This is a genomic window from Rhizobium laguerreae, from assembly GCF_019778565.1.
GTDB classification, from domain to species: Bacteria; Pseudomonadota; Alphaproteobacteria; order Rhizobiales; family Rhizobiaceae; genus Rhizobium; species Rhizobium laguerreae.
Genome location: NZ_JAAXQT010000004.1, coordinates 126,045 through 143,027, shown reverse-complemented (window position 1 = coordinate 143,027; position 16,983 = coordinate 126,045). Strand labels below are relative to the sequence as shown.

17 protein-coding genes and 1 tRNA gene are annotated in these 16,983 nt (G+C 61.5%); 13 read left to right on the top strand and 5 right to left on the bottom strand.

Translation table 11 applies throughout. From position 1 onward, the window contains the following. Positions 1–4 precede the first annotated feature (4 nt). Both HFO71_RS14725 and galE read right to left on the bottom strand, forming a co-directional pair. Positions 5–1,564, bottom strand: coding sequence for an alkaline phosphatase family protein (locus HFO71_RS14725; protein WP_221988200.1), 1,560 nt, complete (start codon positions 1,562–1,564; stop codon positions 5–7). Beyond that, positions 1,542–2,525 carry a UDP-glucose 4-epimerase GalE gene (galE, locus tag HFO71_RS14720; protein ID WP_025396443.1) on the bottom strand — a complete coding sequence of 328 codons (984 nt, stop codon included), beginning with the start codon at positions 2,523–2,525 and terminating at the stop codon, positions 1,542–1,544. The genes HFO71_RS14725 and galE overlap by 23 nt, the downstream gene beginning before the upstream one ends. A gap of 267 nt (positions 2,526–2,792) precedes the next feature. Between galE and HFO71_RS14715 the strand changes: the two genes are divergently transcribed. Beyond that, positions 2,793–3,437: a ThuA domain-containing protein gene (locus tag HFO71_RS14715; protein ID WP_025396444.1), complete on the top strand. Its 645-nt coding sequence runs from the start codon at positions 2,793–2,795 to the stop codon at positions 3,435–3,437. A gap of 157 nt (positions 3,438–3,594) precedes the next feature. Beyond that, a complete protein-coding gene (locus HFO71_RS14710; RefSeq protein ID WP_131640870.1) occupies positions 3,595–4,164 on the top strand; it encodes a GNAT family N-acetyltransferase in 570 nt (189 codons plus the stop codon). A gap of 33 nt (positions 4,165–4,197) precedes the next feature. On the opposite strand, the gene HFO71_RS14705 is transcribed toward HFO71_RS14710, so the two are convergent. Then, on the bottom strand, positions 4,198–4,452 hold the full coding sequence (locus HFO71_RS14705; protein WP_025396445.1) for a DUF2934 domain-containing protein: 255 nt from the start codon (positions 4,450–4,452) through the stop codon (positions 4,198–4,200). A 200-nt stretch (positions 4,453–4,652) separates the two neighbouring features. Between HFO71_RS14705 and HFO71_RS14700 the strand changes: the two genes are divergently transcribed. The 3 genes from HFO71_RS14700 (at position 4,653) to HFO71_RS14690 (ending at position 8,616) form a co-directional block, all read left to right on the top strand. Then, positions 4,653–6,089 carry a DUF6880 family protein gene (locus HFO71_RS14700; protein ID WP_131640871.1) on the top strand — a complete coding sequence of 479 codons (1,437 nt, stop codon included), beginning with the start codon at positions 4,653–4,655 and terminating at the stop codon, positions 6,087–6,089. A gap of 34 nt (positions 6,090–6,123) precedes the next feature. After that, on the top strand, positions 6,124–6,684 hold the full coding sequence (locus tag HFO71_RS14695; RefSeq protein WP_131640872.1) for a DsbA family protein: 561 nt from the start codon (positions 6,124–6,126) through the stop codon (positions 6,682–6,684). Positions 6,685–6,984: 300 nt separating this feature from the next. Then, positions 6,985–8,616: an ArnT family glycosyltransferase gene (locus tag HFO71_RS14690; protein ID WP_221988198.1), complete on the top strand. Its 1,632-nt coding sequence runs from the start codon at positions 6,985–6,987 to the stop codon at positions 8,614–8,616. Positions 8,617–8,944: 328 nt separating this feature from the next. Here the strand turns inward: HFO71_RS14690 and HFO71_RS14685 are convergent. Then, positions 8,945–9,034: transfer RNA gene (locus tag HFO71_RS14685), tRNA-Ser, on the bottom strand. Between the two features lie 305 nt (positions 9,035–9,339). Between HFO71_RS14685 and rplU the strand changes: the two genes are divergently transcribed. The 4 genes from rplU to HFO71_RS14665 all read left to right on the top strand — a co-directional run bounded on the left by rplU (position 9,340) and on the right by HFO71_RS14665 (position 11,327). Continuing rightward, positions 9,340–9,657: a 50S ribosomal protein L21 gene (rplU, locus tag HFO71_RS14680; RefSeq protein WP_003543907.1), complete on the top strand. Its 318-nt coding sequence runs from the start codon at positions 9,340–9,342 to the stop codon at positions 9,655–9,657. 33 nt (positions 9,658–9,690) lie between these two features. After that, positions 9,691–9,960, top strand: coding sequence for a 50S ribosomal protein L27 (rpmA, locus tag HFO71_RS14675; protein ID WP_003543909.1), 270 nt, complete (start codon positions 9,691–9,693; stop codon positions 9,958–9,960). 126 nt (positions 9,961–10,086) lie between these two features. After that, entirely contained in the window at positions 10,087–10,743 is a 657-nt protein-coding gene (locus tag HFO71_RS14670) for a GNAT family N-acetyltransferase (RefSeq protein ID WP_025396449.1), read from the top strand. After that, entirely contained in the window at positions 10,740–11,327 is a 588-nt protein-coding gene (locus tag HFO71_RS14665; protein ID WP_131640873.1) for a GNAT family N-acetyltransferase, read from the top strand. Before HFO71_RS14670 ends, HFO71_RS14665 begins: the two co-directional genes overlap by 4 nt. Positions 11,328–11,419: 92 nt before the next feature. Here HFO71_RS14665 and HFO71_RS14660 read toward each other — a convergent pair whose 3' ends face one another. After that, entirely contained in the window at positions 11,420–12,286 is an 867-nt protein-coding gene (locus HFO71_RS14660; RefSeq protein ID WP_131640874.1) for an endonuclease/exonuclease/phosphatase family protein, read from the bottom strand. An 84-nt stretch (positions 12,287–12,370) separates the two neighbouring features. On the opposite strand from HFO71_RS14660, the gene obgE reads away from it, so the two are divergent. Genes obgE through HFO71_RS14640 form a run of 4 tightly spaced genes read left to right on the top strand, consistent with a single transcriptional unit; the run spans position 12,371 to position 16,534 of the window. Beyond that, positions 12,371–13,465 (top strand): GTPase ObgE, encoded by a 1,095-nt coding sequence (gene obgE / locus HFO71_RS14655; RefSeq protein ID WP_221988197.1) that lies wholly within the window; start codon positions 12,371–12,373, stop codon positions 13,463–13,465. Beyond that, positions 13,452–14,621, top strand: coding sequence for a glutamate 5-kinase (gene proB / locus HFO71_RS14650; protein WP_131640876.1), 1,170 nt, complete (start codon positions 13,452–13,454; stop codon positions 14,619–14,621). The genes obgE and proB overlap by 14 nt, the downstream gene beginning before the upstream one ends. Next, complete coding sequence (locus tag HFO71_RS14645) at positions 14,614–15,897, top strand: glutamate-5-semialdehyde dehydrogenase (RefSeq protein ID WP_131640877.1); 1,284 nt, start codon at positions 14,614–14,616, stop codon at positions 15,895–15,897. The genes proB and HFO71_RS14645 overlap by 8 nt, the downstream gene beginning before the upstream one ends. Further along, positions 15,872–16,534 (top strand): nicotinate-nucleotide adenylyltransferase, encoded by a 663-nt coding sequence (locus tag HFO71_RS14640; RefSeq protein WP_077977989.1) that lies wholly within the window; start codon positions 15,872–15,874, stop codon positions 16,532–16,534. Before HFO71_RS14645 ends, HFO71_RS14640 begins: the two co-directional genes overlap by 26 nt. Positions 16,535–16,983 lie beyond the last annotated feature (449 nt).

Genomic DNA, 16,983 nt, shown 5'->3' with positions numbered 1-16,983 from the left:
AATATCAGGGCCGGTGCGTCACCGGCCCTCTTTCCGTCAGTTCGGTATAGGCGAGCGTTTGATCGAGATGGCGCGCTCGGAGCGACAGCAGCTTCTCGGCATAGTCGAGCCGTATCGCCGCATAGGCCGGATCCGCCGCGACATTGTCGAGCTCCATCGGATCGTCGGCAAGATTGAAAAGCAGCGGCGGCAATGCGGCAAAATGCACATATTTGAACCGCGCGTCGCGGATCACCGCGAGATTACATTCGTTGGACCGCAGCCGGAAATGCCGCTCGGCCTCGCCATGCGCAATGTCGCGGAAATCGAATTCCCAGAATGCCGCATCCCGCCAGCCCTGTCCGCTCCCACCCCTGACAAACGGCATGAGCGACCGGCCATCGAGCCCGTTCTTCGCGTCGATGCCGAGCCTTTGGCAAAGTGTCGGAAAAATATCGGCAGCGCTGGTGAATTTGTCGACGACCCCACCCGCAGCACTGCTTGCGGGATCGCGTATGACAAGCGGAATATGATAGCTGCCATCGAAGAAGCCGCCCTTGCCGAGCGTCCAGTGATCGCCCGCCATTTCGGCGTGGTCGGACGTGAAGACAACCAGCGTATCGTGCCAGGCGCCCGCATCCTTGACGGCCTGCCAGATGCGGCAGAGCTGCGCATCGACCTCCGATATCATGCCGTAATAGATCGCCCGGATCGCGGCGAAATCCTCATCGTTCCAGCCGCTGAGCGGCCCCGCTGCACCGTGGATGAAGTCGCCCTTGTCGGAGCGCGGCATGGCATAGGCGAGGTAGGGATGACTGTCCTGTTCGGCTTTGCAGTTTGCCGCGCGGGCAAAAACCGGTCCGTCGCCCGGCTTGAACATCCGGTTGAACGGCTCCGGCACGGAGAATGGCGGATGCGGACGTAAGAAGGATACATGCGCAAACCACGGCCTGTCCTGTTCGCCCATCCAGCGGATGAACTCGCCGGCCAGGAACGCCGTCTGGGTCTCGTCGCGCGAATAAGCCGGCGCCGCATCGGAGATGTCTCCGGCTCTAGCACCGACCGGAATATGGATATCGCGGCTGACGGCATCCGCATGGCCGCGGGACCTGAGCCAGGAGAGCCATTGTCCTTCATGCTCGGGCAGAAGCTGGCGGGCGGTAAAACCCGGCAGCACGCCTTCGTATGTCGTCAGATGCGGGTCCCTAGCATCCATCCCGCGCGGATCGGGCGCCGTATCCGTGTAGCCGAACAGCGTCGGGTCGTATCCCGCCCGCCGGGCGGCCAGTGCCAGATTGTCGAAGCGAGCATCGAGCGGCGAACCGTTGCGGCAGACGCGGTGGTTCATCTGATAGAGACCGGTATAGAGTGTGGTCCGCGCCGGCGAGCAGGGTGCCGCCGCGGCATAGTGCCGCCGGAAGAGGGTACCTTCGCGCGCCAGCGCATCGACAGCAGGTGTCTTTACGCAGGCATGGCCGACGGCCGACAGGCAATCACCGCGCCACTGGTCCGCCGTGATCAGCAGGATGTTCGGCCGGCGGGCTTTCTCAATGCTGGTCGGCTCAATGCTGGTTGGATTTTGCATGCCAGTCCCAGGCGGAGCGAATGATCTGAGACAGATCATACTGCGGCACCCAGCCGAGCACGTCGCGCGCCTTGTCGTTATTGGCGACCAGCGTATGCGAATCGCCTTCCCGACGGCCGATATATTCGACCGGGAAAGGCCGGTTCGACACGTCCTCGATCGCGCCGAGCAATTCCTTGACCGTCGTGCCGGTGCCGGTGCCGAGATTGAGCGCGACGGAATCGCCGCCCTTCAGCAGATATTCGACGGCGCGCACATGCGCATCGGCAAGATCGAGCACATGGATATAGTCGCGCACACAGGTGCCGTCGCGGGTCTCGTAATCGCTGCCGAACACCTTGAAACCCTGACGGCGGCCGAGCGCCGCGTCGATCGCCAGCGGTATCGCATGGGTTTCCGGCTGATGCCATTCGCCGATCCGGCCCTCGAAATCGGCGCCGGCCGCATTGAAATAACGCAGCACCACCGAGCGCAGGCTCCTGTACTGGTCGTAATCGGCAAGCGCCTGCTCGACGATATATTTCGTCCGCCCGTAAGGATTGATCGGCACCTGCCGGTGCGTCTCGTCGAGCGGCACGCTCTGCGGCAGGCCGTAGGTCGCGCAGGTGGAGGAGAAGACGAAGGCGTTGATGCCGGCCGCCTGCGCCGCTGAGAGCAGCGTCAAGGTGCCGATCACATTGTTCTCGTAGAAGGAAACCGGATCCTTGACCGATTCGCCGACCTCGATCAGCGCCGCGAAATGCAGGATCGCCGCCGGCTTGTGCTTGGCCAGTACCTCATCCAGCCGGGCGCGATCGCGAATATCGCCTTCCTCGGCCGGCCCCCATCTGACGAACTCGCGATGGCCGTTCGAAAAATTATCGAAGACGACAGGCCTATAGCCCTTATTCGCCAGGTCGAGGCACGTATGCGAGCCGATATAGCCGGCACCGCCGACGACAAGAACCGTTTCACCTGCCATGCACCACCCTTATTATTCATTGAGAGATGGGAGAAACCTAGACGAGATACACGTCAATAAAAAGAAGGAACTGCGATCGGCGTCAACGGACAATACGTCAAATACCGAAGCCACGCTCGACCAAGTGCGATCGGCCGCCTGCGCAATTGTGCCGTATCAGGAAAAAACACAAATTATTCGCGTGATTTGCATAGCCGTCCGATCTAAGGCGCTTGCACCAGCAGGTGATGATCAACGGTCTGCAGCCATCAGGCAGGGAGAGCGCAAATGAGGAAGGCAGTGGTCGTTTGGGGCGGCTGGCAAGGCCATGAGCCGGAGCAGTGTGCCGATATCGTCGCCGATCTGCTGCGCGAGGACGATTTTACCGTCGAGGTGACAGGCGATCTCGGCGTATTCGGGTCTGCGGCGCTGGCGAAGGCCGATCTGCTGGTACCGATCATTACCGGCGAAAAGCTTGAGAAGGAGCATGCCGCTGGATTGGTCGAAGCGGTGCGCGGCGGGCTCGGGCTTGCCGGTCACCACGGCGCGCTCGCTACGTCCTTCAAGGAAAGCGCGCCTTTCCGCTATGCCGCCGGCGTCACCTGGGTCGCCCATCCCGGCAACATCATCGACTTCCGCGTTGCCGTCACCCGCCAGGACGATCCGGTCATGGAGGGCATTCCCGATTTCGACTATCGTTCGGAGCAATATTATCTCCATTACGATCCGACCGTCGAAATCCTTGCGACCACCACCTTCACCGGCGCCTACGATCCGGCGGCCCGCAATGTGGTGATGCCCGTCGTCTTCAAGCGCCATTTCGGCGCCGGCCGCATCTTCTATTCCGCCCTCGGCCATGTGGCGGCCGAGTTCGACCATCCCTATATGCCCCTCATCCTGCGACGTGGCCTCAGCTGGGCCGCACGCCAGTAGCGCCAGAACGATCGCCCGCGGATGAGGATCGGCAACGATATCCGGGCGATGTCGGCGGCTAAAGAAGGCGCATTTCAGGCTGGAGGGCAGCCTCGCCTGATCGGCCGGCATGGAGCGGCCGCTTGCCGATCGTCCGCCCGCGCCATAATTTGCCCGGATGCAGGATCGCTTCTCTCTCTTCCCCGCCACCGCCGACCGCCTGGCCGACATAGAAGCGGTATTCGACGATTGCGCCGACGGCCGGAATTGTCGCTGCGCCTACTGGTATCTTCCGAATGCCGACTACAAGACAGGATGGGGCGAGGGGAATCGCAACTGGTTCCGAAGCCTCCTCACCGAACCGCGCCCGCCCGGCATTCTCGGCTATTGCGAAAATGAGCCGGCCGGGTGGTGCGGTGTCGCGCCGCGCGTCGTGTTCGACCGGCTACGCCGTTCAAAGCACTTTGCTCCAGTCGATGACAGGCCGGCCTGGTCGATCAATTGCTTCATCGTCCGCAAGCCGTTCCGGCGACAGGGATTATCGCGATTGTTGCTGAAATATGCCGTCGAATTTGCGACGGTAAACGGAGCCGAACGTCTCGAGGCATACCCCGTCGACCAGGCTGCCCGTGCCTCGAACGGAGCCGAGCTTTATCCGGGAACGCTCTCGATGTTTCTGGATGCCGGTTTCACCGAAGTGGCAAGACGCCTGCCTGCAAGACCGGTCGTTCGCCTGGAATGCCGCTGAATATTTCGGCAACCCGGGGATTGATAATATGGCTTAGCGGGCGGCCTTGATCTGCCGGTCGTTCTCCAAGGCGGGAGCCGCTTCGTCATAGATCCGCATCAGCCGCCCGGCTGCCTTGAGCTTCTCGATGAGGTCGTTTCCATCAGGCGAGGCCTTCGTCAGCTCCAGCTGCTCGAACTCCCTCAGCGCCTGCGCCCAATGGCTTTCCCCACGCCCATCCGGCCTGCCTTCCGATTCCCATAGCGAATAAGCGCGCTGGCTGACCCAGGCGTCTTTATTATGACTCATAACCAACCCCAGCGAGAAATTTGGAAGCAATATTCGACAGGCAACAAGGTGCCAAAACCGGCTTTAGGAGTCGTTACGAGGCAGCGTTAGTTTTTAGCTAATCCGAGGTGCCGAGAGATTATTCCGTGCACTCATTCCCGGACCTTGGCCTCGTACCGCCTCCAGGGTAGGGTCACCCGCAGAAACGACAGCGATGACCGATGGCAGCCAAGACGACACTCAATGCGAAGAATCTCGAATCCCTTGGTGCGCAGCGCCTTGCCGAGCTGCTGATCGAGGTCAGCATGGGCAGCGCTGCCCACAAGCGACGGCTTCGAATGGAGCTTGCCGGCAATCACGGCAGCGACGAGGTGGCGCGTGAGGTGCGAAAGCGGCTTGCCAGCATTGCCCGCGCCCGCACCGTCATCAACTGGCGCAAAGTGAAAGCGCTGAAGAACGACCTGGAAACCCAGCGCAAGACGATCGCAGAAACGGTTGCCGCCGATGATCCCCAGGAGGCTTTCGAACTGATATGGCAGTTCCTCGCATTGGCGAATCCGATCTTTGAAAGATCCAGCGACAGCAGCAGTTCTGTCATCCAAAGTTTTCATCAGGCTTGCGAGGATGCTGCCGCAATCGCCGCGTCCGCCAAGATCGACTCCAATGTTCTGGCCGAGAAGGTGTTCAAAGCCGTGCAGGACGATGGTTACGGCCAGTACGAGAGCCTCATTGCGGCGATGGCGCCAGCCCTCGGCAAGGATGGTCTCGATTGCCTGAAAACGCTCTTCGTCCAATGGTCCAAGGAACCGAAAGACAAGCCGGCCAGGGATGAGCGCAAGGTCATCGGCTGGGGCAGCGCAAGCCCCCTTTACGAAGATGAGATCTTCGGCACGCACCGGGATCTGACGGTGCGCATAGCCTTGCAGGAAATTGCCGACGCCCAGGGCGATGTTGATGCCTACATCGCCCAGCACCCTGAGAAAACGCGCAGGATGCCGATAACGGCGGCCGACATCGCCAATCGTCTGGTCTCGGCCGGCCGGGCGAAGGAAGCACTTGAGGTGCTGAATGAGGTCGATGCGACAGGCCGGGCTGACATGCCATTCGAATGGCAGCTCGCGCGCGTCGAGACGCTGGAGGCCTTGGGGCAGCAGGAGGAGGCTCAAACCTATAGATGGACGTGTTTCGAGCAGTCGCTGCACGACCAGCATCTCCGCGCCTTCCTCAAGCGACTGCCGGATTTCGACGATCTGGAGGCGGAGGAGAAGGCATTCGCCCATGCCCAGGCTTTCCCGGACGTCCACCAGGCGCTTACATTTTTTCTGAATTGGCCGGCACCGGCAGAGGCAGCAAAACTCGTGATGAGGCGGAAGGCGGAACTGGACGGCAATCTCTATGAGCTGATGCCGCTGGCGGTCGAAGCTCTGGCGGAGAAACATCCGCTCGCGGCAACCATCGCCTTACGCTCCATGATCGACTTCGCGCTCGATAGCGGCCGGTCCAGCCGCTATAAGCATGCGGCGAGACATCTTGCGGACTGCGCATCGCTTGCACCTCACATCGATGACTTCGGCAACACGAGATCCCATGACATCTATGTCGCGGAACTTAAGCGCCGGCACGGCAATAAGCATGGCTTCTGGAGCCTCGTGACCTAAATCGCTTCAGACATCTCACCTTCGGAGGAATTCCATGACCACCACCGCCTGGCACGCCGATCCACTGAATTGGGGCAACGGACCCCGCATCTTCGAGGCCTTTCTGGAGCCGACTTGCCCCTATTCGGTCAGGGCGTTCAACAAGTTCGACCAACTGCTGAGCCAGGCCGGCGAAGACAAGATCACCGTGAAGATCCGCCTGCAGCCGCAACCTTGGCATATGTATTCGGGCGTCCTCGTCCGCTGCATCATCGCAGCCTCGACATTGGAAGGCGGCAAGGAGACTGCAAAGCAGGTGATGGCCGCTATCGCCGCCCATCGCGAGGAGTTCGAATTCGAGCGTCATGCCGGCGGCCCGAATATGGATGTGACGCCGAACCAGATCGTCGAGCGCCTGGAACGCTACAGCGGCGTCAAGCTGAAGGAAGCCTTCGCACTTCCGGATCTCGATCGGGAGATCAAATGGCACTGCAAATATGCCCGCCAGAACGGCATCCATGTCTCGCCAACCTTCATGATCGACGGGCTGGTGCAGCCCGACATGAGCAGCGGCGACGAAGTTGGAGCCTGGGTGAAGAAGGCGCTGGGCAATTGACGCTGGCCGTGTGCCAGAGACTATCAAGGTGAGCCGTCTCGCCGCTGTCCTTATCGTGTTCGCATGGGGAATGGAGTCAGTAATCAATCTGGGCTAATTGGCTTTTTAAGGCATTGCTGATGAACTGCCGTCATGACAAAGCCGCCCCGCAAGCCTTCCAAGCCGCTGCTCGGTGAAGCCTACGAGCCGCTCCGCAGCCGACCGCGCCGGCGGCGAGATCCCGCTCAGCCTCATCTTCCTCTCGATCCGATGACGGCGCGTATCACGCCGCGTCGGGGGTCGGGGAGGACACGGTTTCAAATGACGGACGACCCGGAATTGACCCGGGTCGAAGGTCAGCAATGTCAGCAGCAGACGACCGGCCGGGACATGGCTGCTCGCTACTATCTGAGCCTCGACACGGCGATCTTGCTGGGGATCCTGTTTATTGCGATCGTCTTCAGGTTCCACAAGATCACCTTGCCGCTGGTCGACGGCTTCAGCTGGCGCGAGATAAGCACCGCAATGATGGCCGACAATTTCCAGCAGCGCAGCTGGAACATCTTCTTTCCGGAGGTCAGCTGGACCGGGCCCGGGCCAAGCTATCAGGGCCGTGAGTTCCAGATCGTCAGCTATCTCACGGCCCTGCTCTACCAACTCTTCGGCTGGCACGATTGGTTCGGCCGCGCGGTTGCGGCCTTCTTCGGCCTGGTGACGGTGTTTTCGCTGCACAGGCTGACGGCGCTATGCTGGGACGAGATGCACGCTCACGCGGCGGCGCTGGCCTACGCGCTGATGCCGGCGGCGATCATGATCGACAGCTCGTTTCTTCCCGATCCCGCGATGCTGGCCTTGGTCACTCTTGGTGTCTGGCTGTTCGTCAAATACTGGGCCGGCGGCAGCCGCTGGCTCTTGCCGCTCGCCACGCTCAGCTTCTCGCTCGGCGTGCTGTCAAAGCTACCAGGCATCGCTGCCGGCGCCGTCATCTTCTACCTGATGGTCTGCTGGATTCTGGAGAAGAAACGAAAGCAGGCAAGCTGGGTTTTCCTGTCGGGCCTTTCGAGCCTGGCCGTCATCGGCGCTTATTACATCTGGGCGATTTATCTCGGCCGCAGCTATCCGCCGTTTCATGTCGCCGGCACCGGCGGCTATATCTGGGATGACGGCTTCTGGACTTATGTCAGGGACAGATTCTACTTCAAATCCTTGTGGAACACCTCGGTCTTGTGGTTCTACGGCTATCCGTTCCTAGTGCTGCTGGCCGTCGGCTTGTGGATACCGCTCAGCCGCGCCGAAGACCCGAAGCAACGCAGCCTTTCGGCCATTCCCTATGTGTGGCTGACTGCGGCCATCATCCTCTATCTGGCGGCGGCAGGCGAGATCACCAGCAATGTGTGGAACTTCCATATCTTCCATGTGCCGATCGCGATGTTCTGCGGCCACGGCGCGCTTCTTCTGGCAACGCTTGGGTCGAGAACCGTTCTGACGCCGGCGGTGGTGCTTCGCTCGATCTTCATCGTGGCCATCGCGCTTGCCTGGTCGACCTTGCCCCTCGTCAGGACGATGAAGAAGCCAATCGCCATGAACGGCAAGCTGCTTGGCGAGGAACTGGCGCGGTTGGCGCAACCGGGCGACCTCGTCGTCGCCATCGCCCCCGAGGTCGGCGATCCCATCGCAGTCTACTACAGCAGGGCGCGTGGCTGGGTGTTCCCGCCTGGCGGAGGCGATGCCGAATGGTCGAAATTCGTCGCGGATGACGCCACCGCGATCGCACAGCTCGAGGAACTGCGCGCGCAGGGCGCGGATCTGTTCGGCGTGGCCAAGAACGCCACCGACAAGGAGGGCCGGCTGTTCGTCGAGCATCATGAGGGGGTTATCGACTATTTGGACAGGACCGCAACCAAACTTGCGGATTCGGATAATTTGCTGGTCTACAGGATCACCCCTCCATGAGAACGCGACAGCCTGGGGTCATGGGCCTTCAACCGCATCACGCCCGGCACTTTCGCGGTGGAGACGATCGCGTTTTTCGTCACCTATGTCTTGGGTGCGCTACGCGTCTGCGACGACTTTCGCGACGTGGTGCACGGCCGTTTCCGCGCCGGCCGCAATCGGTTGCGCACTGCTCCTCAAGCGCCGGGCTGCAGCATATGGCTCTGAAGACCGCGGCTTGAGCCCGCGCGGCGTGCCAGCGCAAGTCGTCAAGGAGACGGCCGATCTCGACGTCCGCTTCGCCGAAAGATAGCAGGAGGACGCGGATACCCTTACGGTCGAAAACCTATGGCGGAGAGGGTGGGATTTGAACCCACGATACCCTTGCAGGTATGCCGCATTTCGAGTGCGGTGCATTCGACCACTCTGCCACCTCTCCGCGGTCTGGTCGGCGCTTGTTCGGCGCGGGCGTTCTCATAACGGGCAAATGACAGGCTGGCAAGCCGAAAAGTCGAACCATTCCATCCTTTTGCCTTGACACTTTTTTGCCACTCGGCTATCTCGGCTGCGCAATAGGTTTGGAGAAATCCGCGCCTAGCTTGTCCTGCGCTTGCGCGGGGCTTCACCGGCAGGAAGAGTTCGAGGATTAGACCTCTGAAATCCCTGCTTAACTTCGACTGATAAAAAGACGGCCACCTTGCTCAATCGGCGAGGAGAGCTGGAACGAACATGAAAGGATAAAAAATGTTCGCAGTCATCAAGACCGGCGGTAAACAGTACCGTGTGGCAGCCAACGACGTGCTGACCATCGAAAAGCTGGAAGCCACCGCTGGCGACTCCATTGAATTCACCGAAGTGCTCGTGATCGGCGAAGGCGCCGACGCTGCGATCGGTGCGCCCTTCGTTACCGGCGCCTCTGTCAAGGCAGAAGTCGTCGAACAGAACCGCGGCAAGAAGGTCATCGCCTTCAAGAAGCGCCGCCGTCAGAATTCGAAGCGTTCGCGCGGCCATCGTCAGCATCACACGGTCGTCCGTATCACGGACATCGTGGCTGCCAAGTAAGATCAACGGGACAAGGTTTAAAGGAGAACTCCAATGGCACACAAAAAAGCTGGCGGTTCATCGCGCAACGGTCGCGATTCTCAGTCCAAGCGCCTTGGCGTGAAGAAGTTCGGCGGCGAAGCCGTCATCGCAGGCAACATCATCGTGCGTCAGCGCGGCACTGAGTGGCATCCGGGTTCCAACGTCGGCCTCGGCAAGGATCACACGATTTTTGCGCTTACCGCCGGCAATGTGAACTACCGAACCAAGGCCAACGGTCGCGTCTACGTGTCTGTCATGCCGAAAGCGGAAGCAGCGGAATAAGCCGGTAGCGCTCAAAAACAGCCGGCGTCTCATCGACCCGGCTGGCCGCATCAGGTTCAGTCTAGAAAACAGGGGAGATGGGGCGCCATCTCCCCTTTTTCTTTACCCCTCAAGGAGGACTGAACCATGCAAGGCGAATTGTTAAGGGTAGACCAATCACGGTCTCCCCGGGAAGACCAGCGGTCTTCCACGGAGCGGCTGAGGCCGGAACGGTTAAGGACCGATTGCCCTGTCTTGTTATCGGAAAGGCTCGTCATGCGCGCGCCCCACGAAGAAGACATCGACGCCCTTGCCCATCTCGCCAACAACGCCAAAGTCGCCACCATGGTATCGCGTATGCCGCACCCTTATACCGCCGATGATGCTGCCGACTTCGTGCGTCGCACGAAAAATGGCGAGATTGGCAAGTGCGTCTATGCGATCACCAAGGCCGAAAACGGCGCCTTTATCGGCTGCTGCGGTGTCGAGCCGCAGACTGACGGCAGGACCGTCGAGATCGGCTACTGGCTGGGCGAGCCCTATTGGAACAAGAGTTATGCGACCGAGGCCTGCCATGCCCTGGTCGATATGGTGTTCAGAACCCGTCAGGACGTCGATCAGATCGACGCCCGTTGCCGGGTCATGAACGTCGCCTCGCGCCGCGTCATCCAGAAGTGCGGCTTTCAGTTCCAGGGTTCGGGGCTTGCCGCCTCGCTGGCGCTCGGCAGCAACGTGCCGGTCGAATGGTACAGGCTCGACCGCAAGACCTGGATGTCCCTCCGAAGCTGGGGGAACATCGCATGAGCACGACGGCACTGCAAAGGCCGGAGGTCAAGCCGATGATGCCCGGTCCCGCGCCTGTTATCTCGACCGCCCGGCTGACGCTCCGCCCCCACAGGCTGAGCGATGCGCCTGATATCGCCGAATCGCTCTCCGATTTCGCGGTCACGCGCATGCTGTCCCGCGTACCCGCGCCGTTCGACCGGCAGGATGCGCTGGACTGGCTGATCCCGGTCACATCAGGCACCCTGCCCGGCTGGCCGCTGGCGATTACCGGCAAGGACGATGTCCATATCGGTAACGTCTCGATCGAGTTGCGCCACGGCCGCTGGCACCTCGGCTACTGGCTGAACCGCTATTACTGGCGGCGCGGCTATATGAGCGAGGCGGTGACGGCGATCATCGAGCGCTTCTCACGCCGCATGCCGGAGACGCCTGTTCATTCCGGCGTCTTCGCCGACAACCCGGCTTCGCTGCGACTGCAGGAGAAGCTCGGTTTCCGCATGACGGGTTGCGGCGAAATCTATTGTTTCGCCCGCAACACCATGGTGTCGCACATCGAAACCGTGCTGCAGCCGGGCACGCTGCAGCCGCGGAAGGTCGCCTGATAGAGCATGATGCCGAAAAGTGTATGCGGTTTTCGGAAAACATCATGCTCCAGGACTAGAAAGGAGACGCCGCCGCACCGGCGGCGTCTCCTTCAATTGCCGATCTCGACCCATACGGGGAAATGATCGGAACCGACGGACAGCGTATCGATCCGGGCGGATTTCAACCGGCTCTGCAGGCCGCAACTGACGAAGCAATAATCGAGATGCATGCGTTTGCCGCGATCTTCGGGATCCATCCAGCTGTAGCTCTCCGGAGAGTAGGCCTTCAGCGCCGCAAAGGCGTCGACCGGCGTGCCGATCCTCGCCACGCGGCCGTAATACCCGCCGCCAGCCCCAGCAAGCGCGCAATATTCCGGCGATTCCGGCTCCATGTTGAAATCGCCCATGATGACATAATCCTCCGGCAGCGGCGGCTCCGGCAGGTCGAATTCGCCAGCCCCGGTCAGCGTTCCACCCTCCTGGACGAAGGCATTGATATGGGCATTCAGAAATTGCAGCTGTCGGATGCGCTCGTCGGCCGAGACATGGTCGAGATGGACGCAGTAGACGCGGATCGCGCCGGCGGGTGCTGCGATCACCGCCTCGGTTGCGCCGCGCTGCAGGTTGATCTTGCCGATCGTGCGGCTGCGCGGCAGGAGCAGCGTCCGGGTCGCGAGGATCGGCCAGCGCGACAGTACCATGTTGCCGAACTGGAATCGCGTGCCGCGCACCGGCTGGAGCCCACTTTCATCAGCTTCGACATGCATGTCGCAGGCTGGCCCATACACCCAGAAATAGTCGGGAAAAAGGGCTGCAATATCGGCCACCATGTCGGCGAAACCGTTGCGGGAGAAGCCGCGGGTCACCTCCTGCAGCGCGATGACGTCAGCCCCCTCGAGACTCCGGGCAATGCGCGCCAGATCGTATTTGCCGTCGAGACCGAAGCCGTACTGTATGTTATAGCTCGCAAAATTCACGATAATCTTTGACCTCCGTCGGAACCGCCTATATCGAATGGGCCAAGACGGGCCGTCCAACTGCCACTGAATATTGGAAGTAAAATGAAATTTCTCGACGAAGCAAAGGTCTATATCAAGTCCGGGGACGGCGGCGGCGGCAGCGTTTCGTTCCGACGCGAGAAATTCATCGAGTTCGGCGGCCCCGATGGCGGCGACGGCGGACGCGGCGGCGACGTCTGGGTCGAGGCCGTCAACGGCCTCAACACGCTGATCGATTTTCGCTTTCAGCAGCATTTCAAGGCGACGATCGGCACCCATGGCATGGGCCGGAACCGCACCGGGGCCAACGGAAGCGACGTGACGCTCAAGGTTCCCGTGGGCACCCAGATCTTCGAGGAAGACCAGGAAACGCTGATCTGCGACCTGACTGTCGAAGGCCAGCGTTACTGTCTTGCCCATGGCGGCAATGGCGGCTTCGGCAACGCCCATTTCAAGACCTCGACCAACCAGGCGCCGGATTGGGCCAATCCCGGCCTGCCCGGCGAGGAAAAGACCATCTGGCTGCGCCTGAAACTGATTGCCGATGCCGGCCTCGTCGGCATGCCGAATGCCGGCAAATCGACCTTCCTGGCATCAGTCACCCGTGCACGGCCGAAGATCGCCAACTATCCCTTCACCACGCTGCATCCCAACCTCGGCGTTGCCACCATCGACGAGCGCGAGTTCATCCTGGCCGACATTCCGGGCCTGATCGAAGGCGCCCATGAAGGTGTCGGCATCGGCGACCGTTTCCTCGGCCATGTCGAGCGCACCCGCGTGCTGCTCCACCTCATCTCCGCCCAGGAGGAAAAGGTCGGCAAGGCCTATAAGACGGTCAAGCACGAACTCGAAGCCTACGGAAACGAGCTGACCGACAAGGCGGAGATCGTGGCGCTGTCGCAGATCGACGTGCTCGACGATGCCGAACTGAAGAAGAAGACCAAGGAATTGGCCAAGGCCTGCGGCAAGACGCCATTCCAGATTTCGGCTGTCACCGGCAAGGGCATGACCGAGGTGCTGCGTGCGCTGCGCGACATCATCGTCGAAGCCAATACAGAGGAGAAGCCGGCCAAGGTGCCGAAGCTGCGCCATCGCGACATGGTCGTCAGCGATGAGGGCGAGGGCAAGGGTGGAGGCGAGGACGATGACCAGCCGTAAGCCGCTTGGCCGCTACCGCCGCATCGTCATCAAGATCGGATCCGCGCTTCTGGTCGACCGCAAGGCCGGGCTGAAGAAAGCCTGGCTCGACGCCATGTGCGCCGATATCTCGGGCCTGAAGGCCAAGGGCATCGACGTGCTCGTCGTCTCCTCGGGCGCAATCGCGCTCGGCCGCTCGGTGCTCGACCTGCCGTCAGGTGCGCTGAAGCTGGAGGAAAGCCAGGCGGCGGCCGCCGTCGGCCAAATTGCGCTGGCGCGCGCCTGGTCGGAAAGCCTGTCGCGCGACGAGATCGTCGCCGGCCAGATCCTGCTGACGCTCGGCGATACCGAGGAGCGCCGGCGCTATCTCAATGCGCGCGCCACCATCAATCAGCTTTTGAAGATCGGCGCCGTGCCGATCATCAATGAAAACGACACCGTCGCCACCAGCGAGATCCGCTATGGCGACAACGACCGGCTGGCCGCCCGCGTCGCGACGATGACCGGCGCCGACCTGCTCATTCTTCTCTCCGATATCGACGGTCTCTACACCGCGCCGCCCCATCTCGATCCGAACGCAACCTTCCTCGAGACGATTGCCGAAATCACCCCCGAGATCGAGGCAATGGCCGGGGGTGCGGCCTCCGAGTTTTCGCGCGGCGGCATGCGCACCAAGATCGATGCCGGCAAGATTGCCACCGCATCAGGCTGCGCCATGATCATCGCCTCCGGCAAGACCGACAATCCTCTATCGGCAATCGAAAGCCGCGCGCGTTCCTCGTGGTTCGCGCCATCGGGCACACCCGTGACCGCCCGCAAGACCTGGATTGCCGGGCAACTGCAGCCGGCCGGCGAACTGCATGTCGATGACGGCGCTGTCGTCGCCCTCGGGGCCGGCAAGAGCCTGCTTCCCGCTGGCGTTCGCAGCGTTTCCGGCCTCTTCAGCCGCGGCGACACGGTGGCGATCATCGGCCCGGCCGGCCGCGAGATTGCCCGCGGCCTGGTAAGCTACGATGCCGACGACGCCCGCCGGATCGCCGGCCGCAAGTCGGCGGAGATCGAGGCCATTCTCGGTTATGCCGGGCGCGCCGCCATGGTCCATCGCGACGATATGGTCATGACCGCGCAGATCGGTTCGAAATCGGAAAGGCAGAAGAAGGACGCGAGCTATGCTTGATACCGTTGCGCCGGGCCCTGACATTGACGTGCTGATGAACGACATCGGCCGCAAGGCAAAGGCTGCGGCACGACCGCTGGGCTTTGCATCCACCGAGGCGAAGAACAGCGCGTTGAACGCCATGGCCGATGCGATCCTGGGCAACAAGACGCATATTCTTGCCGAGAACGCCAAGGACCTGAAGGACATCGAAGGCACCGAGATGCTCGCTTCCTTCGTCGACCGGCTGACGCTGAACGACAAACGCATCGCCGAAATGGCGGAGGGAATCCGCGCCATCGCCGCCCTTGTCGATCCGGTCGGCGAAGTCATCGCTGCCTGGGACCGGCCGAACGGGCTGAAAATCGAGCGCGTCCGCACGCCGCTCGGCGTCATCGGCGTGATCTTCGAAAGCCGGCCGAACGTTACGGCTGATGCCGGCGCCCTCTGCCTCAAGGCGGGCAATGCCGTCATCCTGCGTTGCGGCTCGGATTCGCGCCGTTCATCGCAGGCTATCCATGCCTGCCTGGTTGAGGGTCTGAAGGCGGCGGGACTTCCAGAGCATGCTATCCAGCTCGTGCCGGTCACCGACCGCGCCGCCGTCGGCGCCATGCTGCGCGGCTTGGACGGGGCGATCGACGTCATCGTGCCGCGCGGCGGCAAGAGCCTGGTTGCCCGGGTGCAGAGCGAGGCTCGTGTGCCGGTTTTTGCCCATCTCGAAGGCCTTTGCCACATCTATGTCGATGCCTCGGCCGATATCGAAATGGCGAAAAAGATCATCGTCAACGCCAAGATGCGCCGCACCGGCATCTGCGGGGCCGCCGAAACCCTGCTCGTCGATGGCGCCGCGATCGGCACGCATCTGACGCCGCTGCTTGAGGTTCTGACGGAGGCCGGCTGCGAGGTCCGTGCTTCAGCAACGGTGCTGAAGGTTGCACCCGGCTTGAAGCCCGCGACCGAGGAGGACTGGTCGACCGAATATCTCGACGCGATCATTTCCGTTGCCGTCGTCGACGGCATATCGGGCGCCATCGCCCATATCCAGACATATTCCTCCAACCACACCGAGGCGGTTATCGCCAAGGACCCCGCCGTTGTCGCGCGCTTCTTCACCGAAGTCGATTCGGCAATCCTGCTGCACAATGCCTCGACGCAGTTTGCCGATGGCGGCGAGTTCGGCATGGGTGCGGAAATCGGCATTGCCACCGGCAAGATGCATGCCCGCGGCCCCGTCGGCGTCGAACAGCTCACCTCTTTCAAATATCGGGTGCATGGTGCCGGACAGACGCGGCCCTGACGTGACGACCGAGAATGTGGACCGGCACTATCTCCGCATGCCGCACAGCGAGCGCGGCATGGTCGTCGGTCTGTTCGGCGGTTCGTTCAATCCGCCGCATCAGGGTCACGCGCTCGTCGCTGAAATCGCCCTCAAGCGGCTCGGCCTCGACCAGCTCTGGTGGATGGTTACCCCGGGCAACCCGCTGAAGAGCCGCAACCAGCTCGCTCCGCTTGCCGAGCGCATTGCCGAAAGCGAGCGTGTGGCCGCCGATCCGCGCGTCAAGGTCACCGCCTTCGAACAGACGCTCGGCACCAGCTACACCGCCAATACGCTTGCCCGCGTCAAGGCGCGCAATCCACATGTGCATTTCATCTGGATCATGGGCGCCGACAGCCTGCAGACCTTTCACAAATGGCAGAAATGGCAGGAGATTGCCCGCACCTTCCCGATCGCGGTGATCGACCGGCCGGGCGCGACGCTCTCCTTCCTGTCCTCGAAAATGGCCAGGACCTTCGATTTCGCCCGTGTCGACGAGGATGATGCCCGTGTTCTCTGGAAGAAACGTGCCCCGGCCTGGACCTTCATCCACGGACCGCGCTCGGGCCTGAGCTCGACGGCAATCCGCAACGGCTCGTCGCACAGCGACGCCGAATAGAGCGCCGCGCGCCCAACAAGACGCATACGCCAGCCTGATTTCAGAAGATCCCGAAAACGAGAAAGCCCGACGGGGGAGGAGATCCGTCGGGCTTATAAACTCGATCGACAACTGGGAGGAGGAGTGTTGTCGACCCTATCGAACGGCTATGGGAGGAGGAGAAGCCGTGTCGATGAGTATGTTGTAGCATATTTCGCAGGAAGATGAATATCGATTGGTGCATTGCAGCAATGCATTGTGTGCAACTCTGTGCAACCTTGTGGCTTTGGCATTGCCGTTTTTCTTGGCAGAAATCGACGGAGCATGCTGTGCCGCCGGGCGCCCTTGCGGTTTGCCACCTGTCGCTCGGGTATTTTCATCTATGGATCTCACGCTGCCGTTCAAGCCATGCACTTCAACAATGCGTAACTATTGGGTCGTAGCGGACACCGCGATCCAATACGGTTATA

Coding starts and splice junctions, on each gene's coding strand:
- HFO71_RS14695 (WP_131640872.1), top strand. CDS start 6,124: ATGACCACCACCGCCTGGCACGCCGATCCACTGAATTGGGGCAACGGA.
- obgE (WP_221988197.1), top strand. CDS start 12,371: ATGAAATTTCTCGACGAAGCAAAGGTCTATATCAAGTCCGGGGACGGC.
- HFO71_RS14640 (WP_077977989.1), top strand. CDS start 15,872: ATGGTGCCGGACAGACGCGGCCCTGACGTGACGACCGAGAATGTGGAC.
- HFO71_RS14710 (WP_131640870.1), top strand. CDS start 3,595: ATGCAGGATCGCTTCTCTCTCTTCCCCGCCACCGCCGACCGCCTGGCC.
- HFO71_RS14705 (WP_025396445.1), bottom strand. CDS start 4,452: ATGAGTCATAATAAAGACGCCTGGGTCAGCCAGCGCGCTTATTCGCTA.
- HFO71_RS14665 (WP_131640873.1), top strand. CDS start 10,740: ATGAGCACGACGGCACTGCAAAGGCCGGAGGTCAAGCCGATGATGCCC.
- rpmA (WP_003543909.1), top strand. CDS start 9,691: ATGGCACACAAAAAAGCTGGCGGTTCATCGCGCAACGGTCGCGATTCT.
- galE (WP_025396443.1), bottom strand. CDS start 2,525: ATGGCAGGTGAAACGGTTCTTGTCGTCGGCGGTGCCGGCTATATCGGC.
- proB (WP_131640876.1), top strand. CDS start 13,452: ATGACCAGCCGTAAGCCGCTTGGCCGCTACCGCCGCATCGTCATCAAG.
- HFO71_RS14725 (WP_221988200.1), bottom strand. CDS start 1,564: ATGCAAAATCCAACCAGCATTGAGCCGACCAGCATTGAGAAAGCCCGC.
- HFO71_RS14715 (WP_025396444.1), top strand. CDS start 2,793: ATGAGGAAGGCAGTGGTCGTTTGGGGCGGCTGGCAAGGCCATGAGCCG.
- HFO71_RS14645 (WP_131640877.1), top strand. CDS start 14,614: ATGCTTGATACCGTTGCGCCGGGCCCTGACATTGACGTGCTGATGAAC.
- HFO71_RS14700 (WP_131640871.1), top strand. CDS start 4,653: ATGGCAGCCAAGACGACACTCAATGCGAAGAATCTCGAATCCCTTGGT.
- HFO71_RS14670 (WP_025396449.1), top strand. CDS start 10,087: ATGCAAGGCGAATTGTTAAGGGTAGACCAATCACGGTCTCCCCGGGAA.
- rplU (WP_003543907.1), top strand. CDS start 9,340: ATGTTCGCAGTCATCAAGACCGGCGGTAAACAGTACCGTGTGGCAGCC.
- HFO71_RS14690 (WP_221988198.1), top strand. CDS start 6,985: ATGACGGACGACCCGGAATTGACCCGGGTCGAAGGTCAGCAATGTCAG.